The organism is Nonomuraea sp. WAC 01424, from assembly GCF_003947315.1.
In the GTDB taxonomy this organism is placed as follows: Bacteria; Actinomycetota; Actinomycetes; order Streptosporangiales; family Streptosporangiaceae; genus Nonomuraea; species Nonomuraea spiralis.
On record NZ_QHHZ01000007.1, the window covers coordinates 296,739 to 312,768 of the forward strand.

General features: G+C 71.5%; 18 protein-coding genes. 9 read left to right on the forward strand and 9 right to left on the reverse strand.

The window, feature by feature from the left end; translation table 11 throughout:
- Positions 1 to 56 precede the first annotated feature (56 nt).
- Complete coding sequence (locus DMB42_RS21210; RefSeq protein ID WP_125636701.1) at positions 57 to 1,706, reverse strand: fumarate hydratase; 1,650 nt, start codon at positions 1,704 to 1,706, stop codon at positions 57 to 59.
- Positions 1,707 to 1,737: 31 nt separating this feature from the next.
- Positions 1,738 to 2,604, reverse strand: coding sequence for a DMT family transporter (locus tag DMB42_RS21215; RefSeq protein WP_125636702.1), 867 nt, complete (start codon positions 2,602 to 2,604; stop codon positions 1,738 to 1,740).
- 68 nt (positions 2,605 to 2,672) lie between these two features.
- On the opposite strand from DMB42_RS21215, the gene DMB42_RS21220 reads away from it, so the two are divergent.
- The gene (locus tag DMB42_RS21220) at positions 2,673 to 4,049 is read left to right on the forward strand and encodes a PLP-dependent aminotransferase family protein (RefSeq protein ID WP_125636703.1); all 1,377 of its coding nucleotides are present in this window, start codon (positions 2,673 to 2,675) and stop codon (positions 4,047 to 4,049) included.
- Between the two features lie 36 nt (positions 4,050 to 4,085).
- Positions 4,086 to 5,024 carry a Gfo/Idh/MocA family oxidoreductase gene (locus tag DMB42_RS21225; RefSeq protein WP_125636704.1) on the forward strand — a complete coding sequence of 313 codons (939 nt, stop codon included), beginning with the start codon at positions 4,086 to 4,088 and terminating at the stop codon, positions 5,022 to 5,024.
- Positions 5,025 to 5,032: 8 nt separating this feature from the next.
- Here the strand turns inward: DMB42_RS21225 and DMB42_RS21230 are convergent, their stop codons facing one another.
- The gene (locus DMB42_RS21230; protein ID WP_125636705.1) at positions 5,033 to 6,196 is read right to left on the reverse strand and encodes an MFS transporter; all 1,164 of its coding nucleotides are present in this window, start codon (positions 6,194 to 6,196) and stop codon (positions 5,033 to 5,035) included.
- Positions 6,197 to 6,290: 94 nt separating this feature from the next.
- Between DMB42_RS21230 and DMB42_RS21235 the strand changes: the two genes are divergently transcribed.
- Positions 6,291 to 6,884, forward strand: coding sequence for a TetR/AcrR family transcriptional regulator (locus tag DMB42_RS21235; RefSeq protein WP_125636706.1), 594 nt, complete (start codon positions 6,291 to 6,293; stop codon positions 6,882 to 6,884).
- Here the strand turns inward: DMB42_RS21235 and DMB42_RS21240 are convergent.
- Positions 6,859 to 7,524: a DUF998 domain-containing protein gene (locus DMB42_RS21240; RefSeq protein ID WP_125636707.1), complete on the reverse strand. Its 666-nt coding sequence runs from the start codon at positions 7,522 to 7,524 to the stop codon at positions 6,859 to 6,861. The two genes, DMB42_RS21235 and DMB42_RS21240, sit on opposite strands and share 26 nt — an antisense overlap.
- A 200-nt stretch (positions 7,525 to 7,724) precedes the next feature.
- Between DMB42_RS21240 and DMB42_RS21245 the strand changes: the two genes are divergently transcribed.
- Positions 7,725 to 8,375: a DUF1707 domain-containing protein gene (locus DMB42_RS21245; RefSeq protein WP_185844782.1), complete on the forward strand. Its 651-nt coding sequence runs from the start codon at positions 7,725 to 7,727 to the stop codon at positions 8,373 to 8,375.
- A 3-nt stretch (positions 8,376 to 8,378) separates the two neighbouring features.
- On the opposite strand, the gene glpX is transcribed toward DMB42_RS21245, so the two are convergent.
- Positions 8,379 to 9,413, reverse strand: a complete 1,035-nt coding sequence (gene glpX, locus DMB42_RS21250) for a class II fructose-bisphosphatase (RefSeq protein WP_125636709.1) — start codon at positions 9,411 to 9,413, stop codon at positions 8,379 to 8,381.
- Between the two features lie 252 nt (positions 9,414 to 9,665).
- On the opposite strand from glpX, the gene DMB42_RS21255 reads away from it, so the two are divergent.
- Genes DMB42_RS21255 through DMB42_RS21265 form a run of 3 tightly spaced genes read left to right on the forward strand, consistent with a single transcriptional unit; the run spans position 9,666 to position 11,081 of the window.
- The gene (locus DMB42_RS21255) at positions 9,666 to 10,274 is read left to right on the forward strand and encodes a TetR/AcrR family transcriptional regulator (protein ID WP_125636710.1); all 609 of its coding nucleotides are present in this window, start codon (positions 9,666 to 9,668) and stop codon (positions 10,272 to 10,274) included.
- Positions 10,275 to 10,285: 11 nt separating this feature from the next.
- Positions 10,286 to 10,816, forward strand: a complete 531-nt coding sequence (locus DMB42_RS21260; RefSeq protein ID WP_125636711.1) for a DUF4245 domain-containing protein — start codon at positions 10,286 to 10,288, stop codon at positions 10,814 to 10,816.
- Positions 10,817 to 10,853: 37 nt separating this feature from the next.
- The gene (locus DMB42_RS21265) at positions 10,854 to 11,081 is read left to right on the forward strand and encodes an exodeoxyribonuclease VII small subunit (protein ID WP_125636712.1); all 228 of its coding nucleotides are present in this window, start codon (positions 10,854 to 10,856) and stop codon (positions 11,079 to 11,081) included.
- A 14-nt stretch (positions 11,082 to 11,095) separates the two neighbouring features.
- Here the strand turns inward: DMB42_RS21265 and DMB42_RS21270 are convergent, their stop codons facing one another.
- The gene (locus DMB42_RS21270) at positions 11,096 to 11,509 is read right to left on the reverse strand and encodes a nitroreductase family deazaflavin-dependent oxidoreductase (protein ID WP_125636713.1); all 414 of its coding nucleotides are present in this window, start codon (positions 11,507 to 11,509) and stop codon (positions 11,096 to 11,098) included.
- An 84-nt stretch (positions 11,510 to 11,593) separates the two neighbouring features.
- Here DMB42_RS21270 and DMB42_RS21275 point away from each other — a divergent pair, with 84 nt between their 5' ends.
- The gene (locus DMB42_RS21275) at positions 11,594 to 12,199 is read left to right on the forward strand and encodes a TetR/AcrR family transcriptional regulator (RefSeq protein ID WP_125636714.1); all 606 of its coding nucleotides are present in this window, start codon (positions 11,594 to 11,596) and stop codon (positions 12,197 to 12,199) included.
- On the opposite strand, the gene xseA is transcribed toward DMB42_RS21275, so the two are convergent.
- Positions 12,196 to 13,398: an exodeoxyribonuclease VII large subunit gene (xseA, locus tag DMB42_RS21280; RefSeq protein ID WP_125636715.1), complete on the reverse strand. Its 1,203-nt coding sequence runs from the start codon at positions 13,396 to 13,398 to the stop codon at positions 12,196 to 12,198. The two genes, DMB42_RS21275 and xseA, sit on opposite strands and share 4 nt — an antisense overlap.
- A gap of 26 nt (positions 13,399 to 13,424) precedes the next feature.
- Positions 13,425 to 14,456, reverse strand: coding sequence for a hypothetical protein (locus tag DMB42_RS53325; protein ID WP_125636716.1), 1,032 nt, complete (start codon positions 14,454 to 14,456; stop codon positions 13,425 to 13,427).
- Between the two features lie 100 nt (positions 14,457 to 14,556).
- Between DMB42_RS53325 and DMB42_RS21290 the strand changes: the two genes are divergently transcribed.
- Positions 14,557 to 15,522 carry a 4-hydroxy-3-methylbut-2-enyl diphosphate reductase gene (locus DMB42_RS21290; RefSeq protein WP_125636717.1) on the forward strand — a complete coding sequence of 322 codons (966 nt, stop codon included), beginning with the start codon at positions 14,557 to 14,559 and terminating at the stop codon, positions 15,520 to 15,522.
- On the opposite strand, the gene DMB42_RS21295 is transcribed toward DMB42_RS21290, so the two are convergent.
- Entirely contained in the window at positions 15,519 to 16,028 is a 510-nt protein-coding gene (locus DMB42_RS21295; RefSeq protein ID WP_125636718.1) for a DUF6542 domain-containing protein, read from the reverse strand. The genes DMB42_RS21290 and DMB42_RS21295 overlap by 4 nt on opposite strands.
- Between the last annotated feature and the right edge of the window lie 2 nt (positions 16,029 to 16,030).

The window sequence follows — 16,030 nt, forward strand, 5'->3', positions numbered from 1 at the left end:
TCGTCCGGTGCCGAGGGGCGCGACCGCCCGCCCGGCACCCTTCGACGCGCTCGGGCCTACCTGCGCCCGATGCTCAGCACCGGTCCGGTGCGGTCGGTGAAGAAGTCGTCACCCTTGTCGTCCACGACGATGAAGGCGGGGAAGTCCTCGACCTCGATCTTCCACACCGCCTCCATCCCCAGCTCGGGGTATTCGAGCACCTCGACCTTCTTGATGCAGTCCTGGGCCAGCCGGGCGGCCGGGCCGCCGATCGAGCCCAGGTAGAAGCCGCCGTACTCCTGGCACGCCTCGGTCACCTGCTTGGACCTGTTGCCCTTGGCCAGCATGACCATCGAACCGCCCGCCGCCTGGAACCGTCCGACGTAGGAGTCCATGCGGCCGGCCGTGGTCGGGCCGAACGAGCCGGAGGCGTAGCCCTCGGGGGTCTTGGCCGGGCCGGCGTAGTAGACCGCGTGGTCCTTGAGGTACTGCGGCATCTCGCCGCCGTCGTCCAGCAGCTCGGCGATCTTCGCGTGCGCGATGTCGCGGGCGACGACGAGCGGGCCGGTGAGCGAGAGCCGGGTCTTGACGGGGTACTTCGTCAGCTCGGCGAGGATCTCCGGCATCGGCCTGTTGAGGTCGACCCGTACGACGTCGTCCGACAGGTGCTCGTCGGTGGTCTCCGGCAGGAAGCGGGCCGGGTCGGTCTCCAGCTTCTCCAGGAACACGCCCTCAGCCGTGATCTTGGCCAGCGCCTGGCGGTCGGCCGAGCACGACACCGCGATGGCCACCGGGCAGGACGCGCCGTGCCGGGGCAGGCGGATCACGCGTACGTCGTGGCAGAAGTACTTGCCGCCGAACTGCGCGCCGATGCCGAGCTTCTGCGTCAGCTCGAAGACCTTGGCCTCCAGCTCCAGGTCGCGGAAGCCGTGGCCGGAGGGCGAGCCCTCGGTGGGGATGGAGTCGAGGTAGCGGGCGCTGGCGTACTTGGCGGTCTTCAGCGCGAACTCGGCGGACGTGCCGCCCACCACCACGGCCAGGTGGTACGGCGGGCAGGCCGCGGTGCCCAGCGAGCGGATCTTCTCCTCCAGGAACGCCAGCATGCGCTTCTCGTTGAGCACCGCCTTGGTCTCCTGGTAGAGGAACGACTTGTTGGCCGAGCCGCCGCCCTTGGCCATGAACAGCAGCTTGTACTCGTCGGCGTGGCCGTGGGGGTCCTCGGCGTAGAGCTCGATCTGCGCGGGCAGGTTGCTGCCGGTGTTCTTCTCCTCCCACATGGTCAGCGGGGCCATCTGGGAGTAACGCAGGTTGAGCTTGGTGTAGGCGTCGTAGACGCCGTGCGAGAGGTGCTCGGCGTCCTGGCCGTCGGTCAGTACGTGGCGGCCGCGCTTGCCCATGATGATCGCGGTGCCGGTGTCCTGGCACATCGGCAGCACGCCGCCCGCCGAGATGGACGCGTTCTTCAGCAGGTCGAGGGCGACGAACCGGTCGTTGCCGCTGGACTCGGGGTCATCGACGATCTTGCGGAGCTGGGCCAGGTGCGACGTACGCAGGAAGTGGGAGATGTCGTGGATCGCGGTCTCGGTGAGCAGCCGCAACGCCTCCGGCTCGACCTCCAGGAACGTACGCCCAGCCGCTTCGACCTTCCGCACCCCCTCCGACGTGATCAGCCGATACTCGGTCTCATCGGCGCCCAAAGGGAGCAGATCGGTGTAGTCGAAGTCCATGTCCATAGAGGGTACGCCCCCCTTTCGGTGGTCATCCCGGGACCGGTACGGCCCCCGGAGAACGCCGCGCCGTGAGCCCCACCAGGATGCCCGCGATCACCAGTCCGGCCCCCGCCAGGTCGTAGACCGACGGCGTCGCGATGCCGAGCAGAAGGCCCGTGACGATCGCGCCGACCGGGATGAGCCCCGCGAACAGCCCGGCGAGCCCCGGCCCGAGCCTGGGCAGCGAGGTGTACCAGAGGAAGAAGGCCCCGACCGTGACCACCACCGCCAGGTACGAGAAGCCCAGCGTCTCGGCCGCGCTCGGCACCCTGAACATGGCCGTGCCCTCCTTGACCAGGCCGATCACCGCCAGCATGGGCACCGCCAGCGCCGTCGAGTACGCCGACACCCGGATCGCCCCCAGCTTCGGCAGCAGGGGGATGGCCAGCATGGAGAAGCTGACCTCGCCCACCAGCGCGCCGAGCGCCCACAGCAGGCCGGTCGGGTTGCCGCTGCCGAGCCCGGTGGCCAGCGTCGCCCCGGCCACCACCACCGACGCCCCCACCAGCAGGCGCGGCGCGGGACGTCCCCCGGCCAGCGCGAGAGCCAGCGGCACGGTGCCGAGAACGGTCCCGACCAGCGCCGGCCCCGAGGCCCGGGTGGACTCCACGACGCACACGTTGAAGATCACCAGGCCGAGCAGGGTGAGCCCGCCGAGGTACAGGGTCTCGCGCCGGGTCAGCCGGACGAACCGCAGGCCGAGCGCCCGGGTGATGACCAGCAGGACGGCGGCGGCCGCGAGGTAGCGCACGGCCTGGCCGCCGTACACGGGATAGGAGCCGATCAGGCCGGACACCCCGGCCAGAGTGCCGACCAGGAACATGGCCGTCGCTGCTCCGGCGATTCCGTTTCTCATGGAGAGGATGCTAGGGAGAGAATGGTTCATCCAAACAGTCCAATCTCCCGCTATATGACAGGACCAATATGGCTGACCTCCACATCCAGATAAATCGGGACCTGGGGGGTATTGCTGGGCAGATCGCGTCCGAGCTGCGCGAGAGCGTGCGCCTCGGGCGGCCCGTGCCCGGCACCCGCCTGCCCGCCACCCGCGACCTCGCCGCCGACCTCCAGGTCTCCAGGGGCGTGGTGGTGGAGGCGTACGAGCAGCTCGTGGCCGAGGGGTTCCTGGTCTCGCGGGTGGGGGCCGGGACCGAGGTGGCCCCGCTGGGCGCCGTACGGGCCGCCCGGCCGGAGCCGGTGACCGACGGGGGCGCCTGCGGGCCGTACCACGGGCACCGGGCCACGTCCCCCGATCTCGGCCACTTCCCCCGGGAGCGCTGGTTGTCGGCCGTACGGCACGTCCTGGCGACGGTGCCGTCCGACGCGCTCGACTACGGCGACCCCGGCGGCGTCCCCGAGCTGCGCGAGGAGCTGGCCGGCTACCTGAGACGGGTCAGGGCGGCGGACGTGCACCCGGACAACCTGGCCATCGTGGGCGGCGTGGCCCAGGGCCTGAGCCTGGTGCTGCACGTCCTGGCCCGGGGACGCGGGCTGCGCCTGATCGTGGAGGACCCTGCCAGCCACCGCCAGGTCCCGCTGCTGGAGCGCGCGGGAGCCCGCCTGGTGCCCGTGCCCGTGGACGACGAGGGCCTGACCGTGGACGCCCTGGACGGCGACGCGGTGCTGGTCACGCCCGCCCACCAGTACCCGACGGGCGTCGTGCTCTCCCCGGCCAGGCGGGCCGCGCTCCTGGAGTGGGCCCGCGCGGGCGACCGGATGATCCTTGAGGACGACTACGACGCCGAGTTCCGCTTCGACCGCGACCCGGTCGGCTGCCTGCAAGGACTGGCCCCCGACCAGGTGATCCTCTCGGGCAGCGTCAGCAAGGCGCTCGCGCCCGGCCTGCGGCTCGGCTGGGTCGCCGCCCCCGACGGCCTGGCCGCCGCGATCCGCCGCGCCCGGGGCGAGCTCGACCTCGGCTCCCCGGTCATCGAGCAGTACGCGCTGGCCCACTTCCTGCGTACCGGCGGCTACGACAAGCATCTGCGGCGCATGCGCAGGGAATACCGCCGCCGCCGGGACGCGCTGGTCAGGGCGCTGGCCGAGGAACTGCCGGAGATCCGCGTACGCGGCATCGACGCCGGTCTGCACGTCTGCCTCGACCTGCCGGACGGCTGGGACGAGCTCCGGGTCGTCCGCGCCGCCCAGGGCATCGGCCTGTCCGCCGAGCCGGTCGGGCCGATGCGGTTCTCGCCCGGCCCTCCGGCGGTCGTGGTCGGGTTCGCGCGGGTCCCGGTCCATCAGGCCGCGGAGGCCGTTCAAGGCTTAAAAGTCCATATGTCTGGACATAGTATGGACTGAGGAGAAAAGCCCGTTCGGAACCCCGCTGGAGGCGGCATGCGTGTGGGACTGCTGGGCCTGGGCCGGATCGGCGCCTTCCACGCCGCGAACCTCGCCGCGCATCCCCTGGTCGACGAGCTGATCGTGGCCGACCCGGTCCGCACCTCGCCGTACGGCAGGCCGGGGGACCCGTTCGAGGCCGACGCCGTGGTCATCGCCACGCCGACGGCCACGCACGCCGAGCTCCTCGTACGGGCCTGCGAGCTGGGCGTCCCCGCCTTCTGCGAGAAGCCGGCGGCGGGCACGGTCGCCGAGACGGTCAAGGTGCTGGAGGCGAGCGCGGGTAACCGGGTGGGCATCGGGTTCCAGCGCAGGTTCGACCCCGGTTACCGGGCCGCCGCCGCGGCGCTGCGGGCCGGGGAACTGGGCGAGCTGCACCGCGTCCACCTGGTCACGGCCGATCCGGCGCCGCCGCCGGCCGAGTACGTCCCGCTGTCCGGAGGCGTCTTCCGCGACTGCCACGTGCACGACTTCGACATCCTGCGCTGGGTGACCGGCCGCGAGGTCGTCTCGGTGTACGCCGCCGGCGCGAACCGCGGCGCGGCCTTCTTCGCGCAGGCCGGCGACGTGGACAACAGCGCCGCCCTGCTCACCCTGGACGACGGCACGCTGGCCACGCTCCAGGGCTCCCGCTACAACGGCGCCGGCTACGACGTGCGCATGGAACTGGCGGGCACGAAGGGCACCCAGGCGGTCGGGCTCGGCCCGCGTGCCCCGCTGCGCAGCGCCGAGGGCCTGCAACCGCCCGGCCCGCCCTGGCCCGACTTCGTGGCCAGGTTCGGCGCGGCGTACGCGGCCGAGATCGACGCCTTCCTGCGCGGCGGCGAGGGCCTGTGCTCGGTCGAGGACGCCCTGGCCGCCCTGTACGTCGCCGAGGCCGCAGACCTGTCGCTGCGCGAGTCCCGTCCCGTACTGGTGGCCGAGGTGCGCGCCTGAGCGGCGGGCTACGCCTCGGCGGCGGCCCGCCTGGGCGCGAAGCCCGGTGCCAGTGCGATGATCACGCCGGCCAGCAGCAGCGGCGCGACGAACGCCACCCGCCAGTCCGCGGCGTCGGCGATGCCGCCGATCAGCGCCGCGCCCACGATGAAGCCCACGTAGTTGAAGAGGTTGACCCTGGCGATGGCCACCCCGGTGCCCGCCGGGTCGAGCTTGCCCGCCGCCGAGAACGACTGCGGCGCCACCACCGACAGCCCGAGCCCGGTCAGCCCGAACGCGACGATCGCCAGCGGCTGGCTCGGGGCCACCACGACCCCGAGGAAGCCCAGCGTGGCCAGTGCGCCGCCGAGCCTGACGATGGCCGCCGGGCCGTAGCGGCGGACCGCGCCCTCGCCGCCGAGCCGTACGGCCAGGGTCGCGCCCTGGTAGACGCTGTAGGCCAGCTTGGCCACGCTGTCCTGGGCGAGCAGGGCCTTGCCCATGAAGACGGTCGCGAAGTTCGACACCGCCGCGTCGCCGATGTAGAGGAAGCCCATGGCCAGGCAGAGCGGGATGATCGGCCGCCACGGGAACTTGCCGGTCGCGGCCTCGACGACGTTCTCGACCTTCTCCTCGGCGATCGTGCACAACTTCGGCCCGGCGTAGAGCGAGCCGGCCAGCGCCAGGACCATCGGGATCGCCATCGTGACGGCCAGCGAGATCCGGCCGGCCGCGTACACCGCCCACAGGGCGCCCGCCAGGCTGAGGACGCTCCACAGGCAGTGGAAACCGTTCAGCACGGCGGTGCCGTAGCGGCGCTCGACCGCCACGCCCTGCATGTTCATCCCCGCGTCCACCGCGCCGACCGCCAGGCCGAACAGCAGCAGCGCGGGCACGGCCAGCGGCACCGAGGGCGCGAGGCCGGTGAGCACCACGGCGAGCGCCTCGGCGGGCTGCGCGACGCGCAGGAGCAGCTTGCTGCCGTAGCGGGCGGCGAACGTGCCCGCGCCGACGCTGCCCACGCCGGCGAAGACGGGCACGATCAGCAGCAGGAGCGTGAGCGCCCCGTCGGTGAGTTCCAGCTTGCCCTGGAGGCTGGCCACCTGGACGAGCAGGGTGGCGAAGGAGAGGCCCTGCACGCCGTACACGACGAATGTGGCGGTACGGGCCTGGCGATCACGTGGGGACGGCACGACGGCCTCCTGATCGGGGGGTAATCAAAACGTGAGGCGGAGTCAGGTTAGCGGCTGGTCAGGGCCGTACGCCAGCAGCAGATAAGGTGCCGGGGTGAAACGGGGTTACGCGACCGGAGAGGCGCGCAAGGAGCGCATCCTGGCCGCCGCCCTCCTGGAGTTCGCCGACAACGGCTACCGCGGCGCGTCGCTGGCCCGCATCGCCGAGCGGGTCGAGCTCTCCCAGGCCGGCCTGCTCCACCACTTCAAGAGCAAGGAACGCCTGCTCGTCGCGGTGCTCGACTACCGCGACGAACTCGACCAGCGCAGGTTCGGGCCCGGCCGGGAGGGCGGCGCCGACGCGCTGCGCGCCCTGGCCGACGTCGTCGACCACAACGCGCGGGTGCCGGGTCTCGTCCAGCTCTTCTCGGTGATCAGCGGCGAGGCGGTGACCCCTGGCCACCCCGGCCACGAGTGGGCCAGGCGGCGCTACCGGCGGCTGCGCGCCGACGTCGCGGCCTCGCTGCGCCTGGGCGTCGAACGCGGCGAGTTCCGGCCCGGCCTCGACGCCGAGGCCCACGCCGACCGCCTGATCGCGATGATGGACGGCCTCCAGACCCAGTGGCTGATCGACCCCGACCACGTGGACATGGCGGCGATCTTCCGCGGTTACGTGGAAGAGCTCATCGCCGCTCTACGGCCTGACTGACCACCCGCGCGGGCTCGGCCGCCGCCAGCCGCCCGGCGGCCGCCCACACCCCGAGGGCGAGCAGCGCGGCCACCTCGGTGACGGCCAGCCCCCGTTCGACCAGGCCGAGCGGCATGACCCGGTACCAGGGCAGCCCGTGGCCGGAGCCGATCAGCATCGCCGTACCGATGCCCGCGACCCATAAGATCGAGCACACCCCCAGCCCGAACGCCACCACCGCCGACCTGCGCCGCTCCGGATGCCGCCAGGGACGGGCGATGACCACGGCGGCGAGCGGCAGGCTGAGGAAGGCCACGAAGCTGCCGATCCGGTGGATGCTGCCGCTCATGCTCGGACCGACCGACCAGTCGTGCTTCTGGAACGAGGCCGTCATGAACAGGCCCACGCTCCAGGCCATGAGCGCGACCGTGCCGACCGCCCCGGCCAGCCGTTTGCGCACCAGGGACACGCCGATGGCGGCGGACCCGGCCGCGAGCAGCCCCACGGCGACCCCGAAGATCCACCCGCCGGGGCCGAGGCCGTGCTCGCTGATCGTCCGCCTGATCGGGTTGACCTCGTCGAGGCTGGTCAGCTCCAGGCCCACGATCACGGCGATGCCCACGCCCGCCGCTCCCAGTCCCCACCGTGCCGGTTGATGCACGCCCGCCTCCCGGGTCCGACGGCCAGAAGCCTCTCGCGGGGATCAACGGTGACAAGCGCGGCAGGATTCCGGCGCGCCGAGGCGAACGTGGAACCGGCCCGGGAGTTCGGCGCGCTGCTCGGGCGGATTCGCGGATGTGCGCCCTTGTTGGTCAGCTCTTGGGCGAGCGATTACCCGGGTCGCCGGATATCGTCAGAAGTGTGAACGAACGCGCTGGATCGTGGTTGCCGAAGCTGCAGGAAGTCGGAGAACGGCTGGCCGAGGAGTTCGTGACGGCCCGGCGCAATCCCGCCGCGCCCGGCGTTCCGCAACCCCACGAGCTGCGCGCCTCCGACGCCGACCGCGAGCGCATCGCGCAGGTGCTCCAGGACGCCCACGCCGACGGCCGGCTCGACCTCGTCGAGCTGGAGGAGCTGCTCGGCGTCGTCTACTCCGCGCGTACGCTCGGCGACCTGGCCGGGCTCACCGCCGACCTGCTCCCGGCCGAGGAGCAGCCGCTCAACCTCGACGGCCGGCCGGTGTCGGCCATCTTCAAGAAGGAGCAGCGCGGCGGGCGCTGGGTGGTGCCCGCCGAGTTGGGCGTCACGGCCATGTTCGGCACCACCAAGCTGGACTTCCGCGACGCGATCCTGCAGAACAGCCGGATCGTCATCAACGCCACCCTGGTCTTCGGCGGCCTGGAGATCCACGTGCCCGAGGGTCTTGAGGTGATCAGGGTCACCAAGGACAAGACCGTCCGCCTGACCAAGCAGCCGGTCGACGGCGTCGGGCCCGTGGTCGAGGTGCACACCACGAACTTCGCCGGCGAGGTCAAGGTCAAGGAACCGCCCAAGCGCAAACGCCGCCGCTGAGCGTCAGCCGGCCGTGTCGAAGTTGATCGCGCTGTAGGCGCGCAGCTTCCACAGCTGGTGCTCGCTCTCGATCTTCCTGATGGTCCCTGACCGGCCGCGCATCACCAGCGAGCTGGTCACCGCCGCGCCCGACCTGAACCGTACGCCCTGCATCAGCTCGCCCTGGGTGATGCCGGTCGCGGCGAAGAACACGTCGTCCGACCTGACCAGGTCGTTCGTGGTGAGCACCTGGCTGAGGTCGTGCCCGGCCTCGACGGCCCTGCCGCGTTCGGCGTCGTCGCGCGGCCACAGCCGGCCCTGGATCACGCCGCCCAGGCACTTGAGCGCGCACGCGGCCACGATGCCCTCGGGCGTGCCGCCGATGCCCAGCATCAGGTCGATGCCGGTGCCCGCACGGGCCGCCATGATCGCGCCGGCCACGTCGCCGTCCACGATGAACTTGATCCGGGCGCCCGTCTCCCTGATCTCCTTGACCAGCCTCTCGTGCCGCGGCCGGTCCAGCACGACCACCGTGACGTCGGACGGCGAGCAGTGCTTGGCCCTGGCCACCGCGTTGATGTTGTCGGCCACCGACGCCTCGATGTTCACCACGTCGGCCGCCTCCGGCCCGGTGACCAGCTTCTCCATGTAGAACACCGCGGACGGGTCGTACATCGAGCCGCGCTCGCTCACCGCGATCACCGACACCGCGTCGGGCATGCCGAGCGCGGTCAGCCTGGTCCCGTCGATCGGGTCCACCGCGACGTCGCAGTCGGGGCCGCTGCCGTCGCCGACGCGCTCGCCGTTGTACAACATCGGGGCGTGGTCCTTCTCGCCCTCCCCGATGACCACCACGCCGTTCATCGACACCGTGTTGATCAGCTGGCGCATGGCGTTGACCGCCGCGCCGTCGGCGCCGTTCTTGTCGCCCCGGCCCACCCAGCGGGCCGCGGCCATCGCAGCCGCCTCCGTCACGCGTACCAGCTCCATCGCCAGGTTGCGGTCAGGGGCGTGCTCGCCCGTCGCGAGCGCTGCCGGTACCGACGTCTGATCGGACATGTTGAGTGGCCTCCTCGTTGAGAACTCTCTCGATCGTAGTTGCCGGTCTATTCCCGGCCAGAAGGGGATAATCTGCACCCTCCGGCGCGCCTGCCTGCACGACGGTTGCGGCGCGATGGTCAGGGACTGGCCAAAAGGGATATCTATATGGGTGCCCCCGCATGACGGAGAACGGATTTTGCGCCATATCCCGTGCGCGTAGAAGATCTCGCCTCCACCATGGACATGCGCCCCGGCCGTGGAGGAGATCGAATGAGCGAAGTGGAACACGCGGTGACCCAGCCTCGCACGTCCGAGCGCGGCGCCGCGACGCGGAGTTCGCTGCTGGCGGCCGCGAGGGAGGTCTTCGTCTCCAAGGGCTTCGCCGAGGCCGGAGTCACGGACGTCGTCGCCAAGGCCGACGCCAGCGTGGGCAGTCTCTACCACCATTTCTCCGGCAAGGCCGACCTCTACCTCACGTTGTGGGAGGAATGGCAGGCCCGGCAGGCCCAGCGCACCAAGCAGGCCGCCCGTACGGCCCCCGCCGCCGGCGAGGGCGACCCCATGCGCGTGTTCATCGACGCCGCCCGCGCCTACCTCGACGGCTGCCTTGAGGAACGCGAGCTGGCCGCCCTGTTCCTGCGCGGCGACGGCCCGCCCGGCTTCGAGGTGGTCATGCGCGACCGCCTGCGTACGTGGGCCCAGCGCAACGCCGCCCTGTTCGAGGACGAGCCCGCGCTCGTCGTCGTGGTCACCGGAGCCCTGGCCGCGGCCGTCTCCGAGATCGTCTTCTCCGGCGACCGCGCGATGGCCGACGAGGTGCTCGCCATCATCGGCCGGATCAGGCCCGCCGCTTCGGCGACCGCGCCCTCCAGCGGGTAACCTCGCCAAGTGTGCGACGGTTCACCCAAGGTTTCTACGGCTACGCGGTAGCCCTCTTCGTGTGTCTGGCGGGCGTGGGGCTGTTCATGCTCGTCGCCCCGCAGAGCCGGGAGGAGCACATCCCGCGGCTCGACTACTCCATCACCGTCGCCAACTTCGGGCACGAGGTGCCCTACCAGGTGTGGGCCCCGCAGAAGGACCCGTCGGGCTGGGTGCCCAACAGCAACAGGATCGCCAAGGGCGAGGGTGGCGCGCAGGTGCTCTACCTCGGCTACGCCACGGCCGCCAGGCAGCACGCGATGTTCGCGCAGAGCGACGAGAAGCCGGCCGCCGAGTTCGCCAACCGCATGACGGGCATCGCCAAACCCGCGGGCAACCAGCAGGTCGGCGACGTGACCTGGGAGAGGCGTTTCCGCGAGGACAAGAAGCAGCGTTCGCTCGTGCGCGTGCTCCCCGACGTCACCCTCGTGATCACCGGCACGGCCGACTGGGCGGAGCTGACCGAGCTGGCCGGGCTCCTGCAGCAGCGCGGCAAGGGCTGAGGCCTGGCCGGGCCCGCCGGCGTCTAGGGTGGTGGCCGTGGCAGACGAGAAGACACCTTCGTACGAGCAGGCCCGCGAGGAGCTGACCGAGGTGGTGCGCCGCCTTGAGACGGGCGGGCTCACCCTGGAGCAGTCGATCGAGCTCTGGGAGCGCGGCGAGAAGCTCGCGGCCGTCTGCGAGGAGTGGCTCCAGGGCGCCCGGGTCAAGCTCGCCGCCGCGATGGCCAGGCGCTCGGAGCCGGGCGCCGACGACGCCCCCTTCTGATCGGGCCGGCCGCCTCAGGAAGCGGTGCGGCTGAGCGCCACCACCGGGATGCGGCGGCTGGTCTTGGCCTCGTACTCCGCGAAACCGGGGGCGATCTCCACCATGCGGGCGTAGAGCGCGTCGCGCTCCTCGCCTTCGACGAAGTCGGCCTTCACGTCGAACGTCTCGACCCCGACCTCGGCGGTGGCCGTGGGGGTGGCGCGCAGGTTGTGGTACCAGGCCGGATGGTTGTCGGCGCCCGCGTTGGAGGCGATGACCACATAGCGGTCGCCGTCGGGCAGGTACATCACCGGCGTGGTCGTCGGCCTGCCGCTCTTGGCGCCCGTGGTCGTGAGCAGCACCAGCGACGCGCCCTCGAACGGACCGCCCACCCGGCCCTCGTTGGCCCGGAATTCGTCGATGATCTGCTGGTTGAACGAGTTGGTCATGCTCAGCTCCTCATAATCGGAGAGTTCTCCGATTCGGAGAATACCGGAGAGCTCTCCGTTTACAAGTGGGGTTATGCTCCAGGCGTGCGCGCACGTCGACCATTGCCCATCGTCGGGCAACCCCAGCCCGAACGGGCCGACGCCGCGCGCAACCGCCGGAAGATCATCGAAGTGGCCGCCACGATGATCGCCGAACGCGGCGCGCACGAGCTCTCGCTCGACGAGGTGGCCAAGGCCGCCTGCGTGGGCGTGGGCACCGTCTACCGGCGCTTCGGCGACCGGGCGGGTCTCGTCCTCGCGCTGATCGACGAGCGGGAGCGGCGGTTCCAGGAGGCGTTCCTGAGCGGGCCGCCGCCGCTCGGGCCGGGCGCGCCGCCGGCCGAGCGGGTCACGGCGTTCCTGCACGCGCTGGTCGACCGCATCGTCGAGCAGGAGGAGCTGTTCCTGCTGCTGGAGAACGGGCCGGGCAAGGCGCGCTACAGCGGGCCGTACAAGGTGCATCACGTGCACCTGTCGAGCCTGCTCGCCCAGAGCCGCCCAGGGCCCCACTGCGCCTACCTGGCCGACGCGCTGCTCGCGCCGGCGAGCGCGTGGCTGATCAGGTTCCAGCGGGAGGAGCGCGGCATGACGGTGGAGGACATCAAGGCCGGCCTCGCCGACCTGGCCGCCGCCGTCGTGCGCGGGTGTTAGTCCTCCGTACGGACCGACAGGCGGTCGTCGCTCAGCCTGATCGTCAGCGGGGTGCCCGGCGGCACGTCCTTGGCCAGGCGTACGACCTCGCCCGACGGATGCTGGACGATCGCGTAGCCACGCTCCAGCGTGGCCGCCGGTGACAACGCGACCAGGCGGGCCCGCAGGTGCGTGAGGTCGTCGGTAGCCCGGTCGAGCGAGCCGGTCAGCGAGCGCCTGGCCCGCTCCCGCAGCGCGTCGACCTGCTCGGCCCGGCGTTCGAGCTCGCGTACCGGATCGGCCAGCGAGGGCCGCGAGCGCACCGACGTCAGCCACGACATCTCGCGGTCGAGCCAGCCGTTCAGCACCCGGCGCCCACGGTCGCGCAGCTGGCGGACCAGCGTGAGCTGCTCGCCCACGTCGGGGACGACCTTCTTGGCGGCGTCGGTGGGCGTGGAGGCGCGTACGTCGGCCACCAGGTCGAGCAGCGGGCTGTCCTGCTCGTGGCCGATCGCGCTGACCACCGGGGTACGGCAGGCCGCCACCGCGCGGACGAGCGTCTCGTCCGAGAACGGCAGCAGGTCCTCCAGCGAACCGCCGCCCCTGGCCACCACGATCACCTCGACCTCGGGGTCCGCGTCGAGCTTGCGCAGCGCCTCGGTGACCTCCCCGACCGCGTACGGCCCCTGGACGGCCACCTCCTCCACCTTGAACCGCACGGCCGGCCACCGGCGGCGGGAGTTCTCCAGCACGTCGCGCTCGGCGGCCGAGTCACGCCCGCAGACGAGCCCGATCGTGCCCGGCAGGAACGGCAGCCGCCGCTTCCTGTCGGCGTTGAACAGCCCTTCGGTGGCCAGCAGCCGGCGCAGCCGCTCCAGCCTGGCCAGCAGCTCGCCCACGCCGACCGGCCGGATCTCCATGGCCGTGAAGGCGAACGAGCCCTTGTTGACCCAGAAATCCGGCTTGACGTGCACCACGACCCTGGCGCCGTCGGTGGGGCGCGGCTCGGCCGCCTCGTAGACGCCGCGCGGCGCGGTGACCCGGGCCGAGACGTTGGCCACCGGGTCACGCAGGGTCAGGAACACCGTGCCGCCACGCGCGCTCAGATCGGTGATCTGGCCCTCGACCCAGACCGTGCCGAGCCTGCCGATCCATCCGCCCACCATCTGCAGGACCGTACGGATCGGCAGGGGGGACTCGGGCGTGGTCTTCGAGGTCATGCCGGAAGACTACGGGCTCGCCGTGACTATTCCCCGGCCCGCAGCTTGACCAGGCGGTTCTCAAACATGCGCACGACCTCGTCGCGGGCATGGGTGGCCCGCTCGTAGGCGAGGTAGTCGCCGATCTGCTCGGCGGACTTGCCGCGCATCCTGGCGCGCAGGGAGGCGACGGTCAGCTCGGAGTAGCCGGGCAGCGGCTCGGCCAGGTCCGCGGGGACGTGCTTGGGCTCGTCCGCGGCGGCGGCCGGCTCGGTGGCCTCGGCGGCGGCCTTGAGCACACCGTCCTGAGCCGCGGCGACGGGCTCGGCAACGGCTTCGGCGGCGGGCGCGACGGCGGCTTCGGCGGGGGCCTCGGTGGCGGCGGCTTCGGCGGCGGCCTTGGAGGTCTTCGTAGCCTTGGTGGTCCTGGTGGCCTTCGTGCCCTTGGTGCTCTTCGTGGCCTTCGCAGCGCTCTTGGGAGCCTCAGCCACCTCGGGAGCCTCAGCGGCCTCAACAGTGGCCTCAGCGGCGGCCTCAGGGGCGGCGGCGGGCGCGGCCGGCGCCTCAGCGGCGGGCGCCTCAGCCACAGCGGCCTCCGCGACCGGCTCGGCCTCCGCGACCGGCTCGGCGTCCGCGACCGGCTCGGCGTCCGCGACCGGCTTGGCGTCCGCGACCGGCTCGGCGGTCGGCTCGGCTTCGGGGGCCGTCTTGGTGGTGGTCTTGCCGGCGGGCGCGAAGATGACCGGGTCGGGCTTGCCCTTGGAGGATCCGTTGGGCGCGGCCTCCGGACGCGGCGCGAAGATCACCGGCTCCTTGCGCGCCGCCTTCTCACCCTCACCCGGCGGAACGGCGACCTGCTCGGCGGCGGAGGGACGGGAGTCGTGCTCCTCTTCCTCCTCCTTCCCGCCGCCCAGCCCCTTGATGGAGTTCTTCATCCGGTCCACCACCAGCAACGCCTGCCCGGCGGCACTGAGCGTGGTCTGGACGACGAGCAGCGGCAGGTCCTTGGCCTTCTCCTTGAGTTCGTCCTTGTTGGTAACGGTTCTGGCGATGTTGCGTATCACGTCGCTGAGGGACATGACATCTCCCTGGGAGGTCTGTATTGGACGGCCAGTCTGGCAAACGGCGGGCGACCACGCACGCGCAGCCCTGATGGCCGCTCCACGTAGCATAAGAAGTATGGAGCCCCAGACCCCCACTTCCCGCCGAGTACTCGTAGCCAAACCACGTGGCTACTGTGCCGGAGTCGATCGAGCCGTGGTTGCGGTCGAGAAGGCCCTGGAGCAGTACGGCGCGCCGATCTACGTCCGCAAGCAGATCGTGCACAACACCCACGTCGTCAAGACGCTGGAGGCCAGGGGCGCCATCTTCGTCGAGGAGACCGAGGAGGTGCCCGAGGGCGAGATCGTGGTGTTCTCGGCCCACGGCGTCTCGCCGGCCGTCCACGAGGAGGCCAGGCAGCGCGGCCTGCGCACCGTCGACGCCACCTGCCCGCTGGTCACGAAGGTCCACAACGAGGCGAAGCGGTTCGCCGCCCAGGACTACGACATCCTGCTCATCGGACACGAAGGCCACGAAGAGGTCGAAGGCACCTCCGGTGAGGCCCCCGACCACATCCAGCTCGTGGACGGCCTCGACTCGGTCGACAAGGTCCAGGTGAAGGACCCCGACAAGCTCGTGTGGCTCTCGCAGACCACCCTGTCGGTCGACGAGACCACCGAGACGGTCGCCCGCCTCAAGGAGCGTTTCCCCACCCTGATCGACCCGCCGAGCGACGACATCTGCTACGCCACCCAGAACCGGCAGGTCGCGGTGAAGGAGATCGCCGCCGAGGCCCAGCTCGTGATCGTGGTCGGCTCCGAGAACTCCTCCAACTCCAAGCGCCTGGTCGAGGTGGCCAAGGACCACGGCGCCGAGGCCGCGTACCTGGTGGACAACGCCGGATTCATCCAGGACGAATGGCTCGAAGGCGTCACCACGGTCGGCGTGACCAGCGGCGCCTCGGTGCCCGAGGAGCTGGTCGACGAGGTGCTCGCGCGCCTGGCCGGTCACGGGTTCGACGACGTGCGCGAGGTCGAGTCGGTGCCGGAGAACGTGCGCTTCGCGCTCCCGCACGAGCTGCGCAAGGACCTGCGCGTGTCCTAGTCGTCGCCGCGCGGGGTGCCGTAGACCTTGGGCTCGAAGTAGCCCTCCGGCTCGGGCACGAACGGCTGGCGCGGGCGCGGCATCTCCGCGCCCGCCCGCAGGTCCTCGCGCAGCTCCCGTACGTTGTCGCGCAGGCCGCGCCGCCAGGCCACGGCCAGGACGACCGCCGAACCCGCGAACAGCCAGGGCGCGCCGCGGGTCAGCGAGCCGTACAGGCCGAGGGCCAGCGACTGGACGATCGACACCGAGCCGAACGCGCGCCCCAGCTCGACGAAGAGCGTCGCGCAGAAGAACACCAGCGGCGGCGTGACCACCAGGGACAGCAGCTCGCGCCGGTTGACCAGGAGCACGCCGAGCAGGCACGACCCCACGAACGCGGCCCCCACCAGATAGGACAGGCCGAGCACGGCGGTCAGCACGTAGCCGGCCAGGGTGGCGACCAGGGTGAGCGCGATGGCGCCGCGAGCGGTCAGCCTGACGCCAGAACGCCTGCCCTTCTCTGCCAATG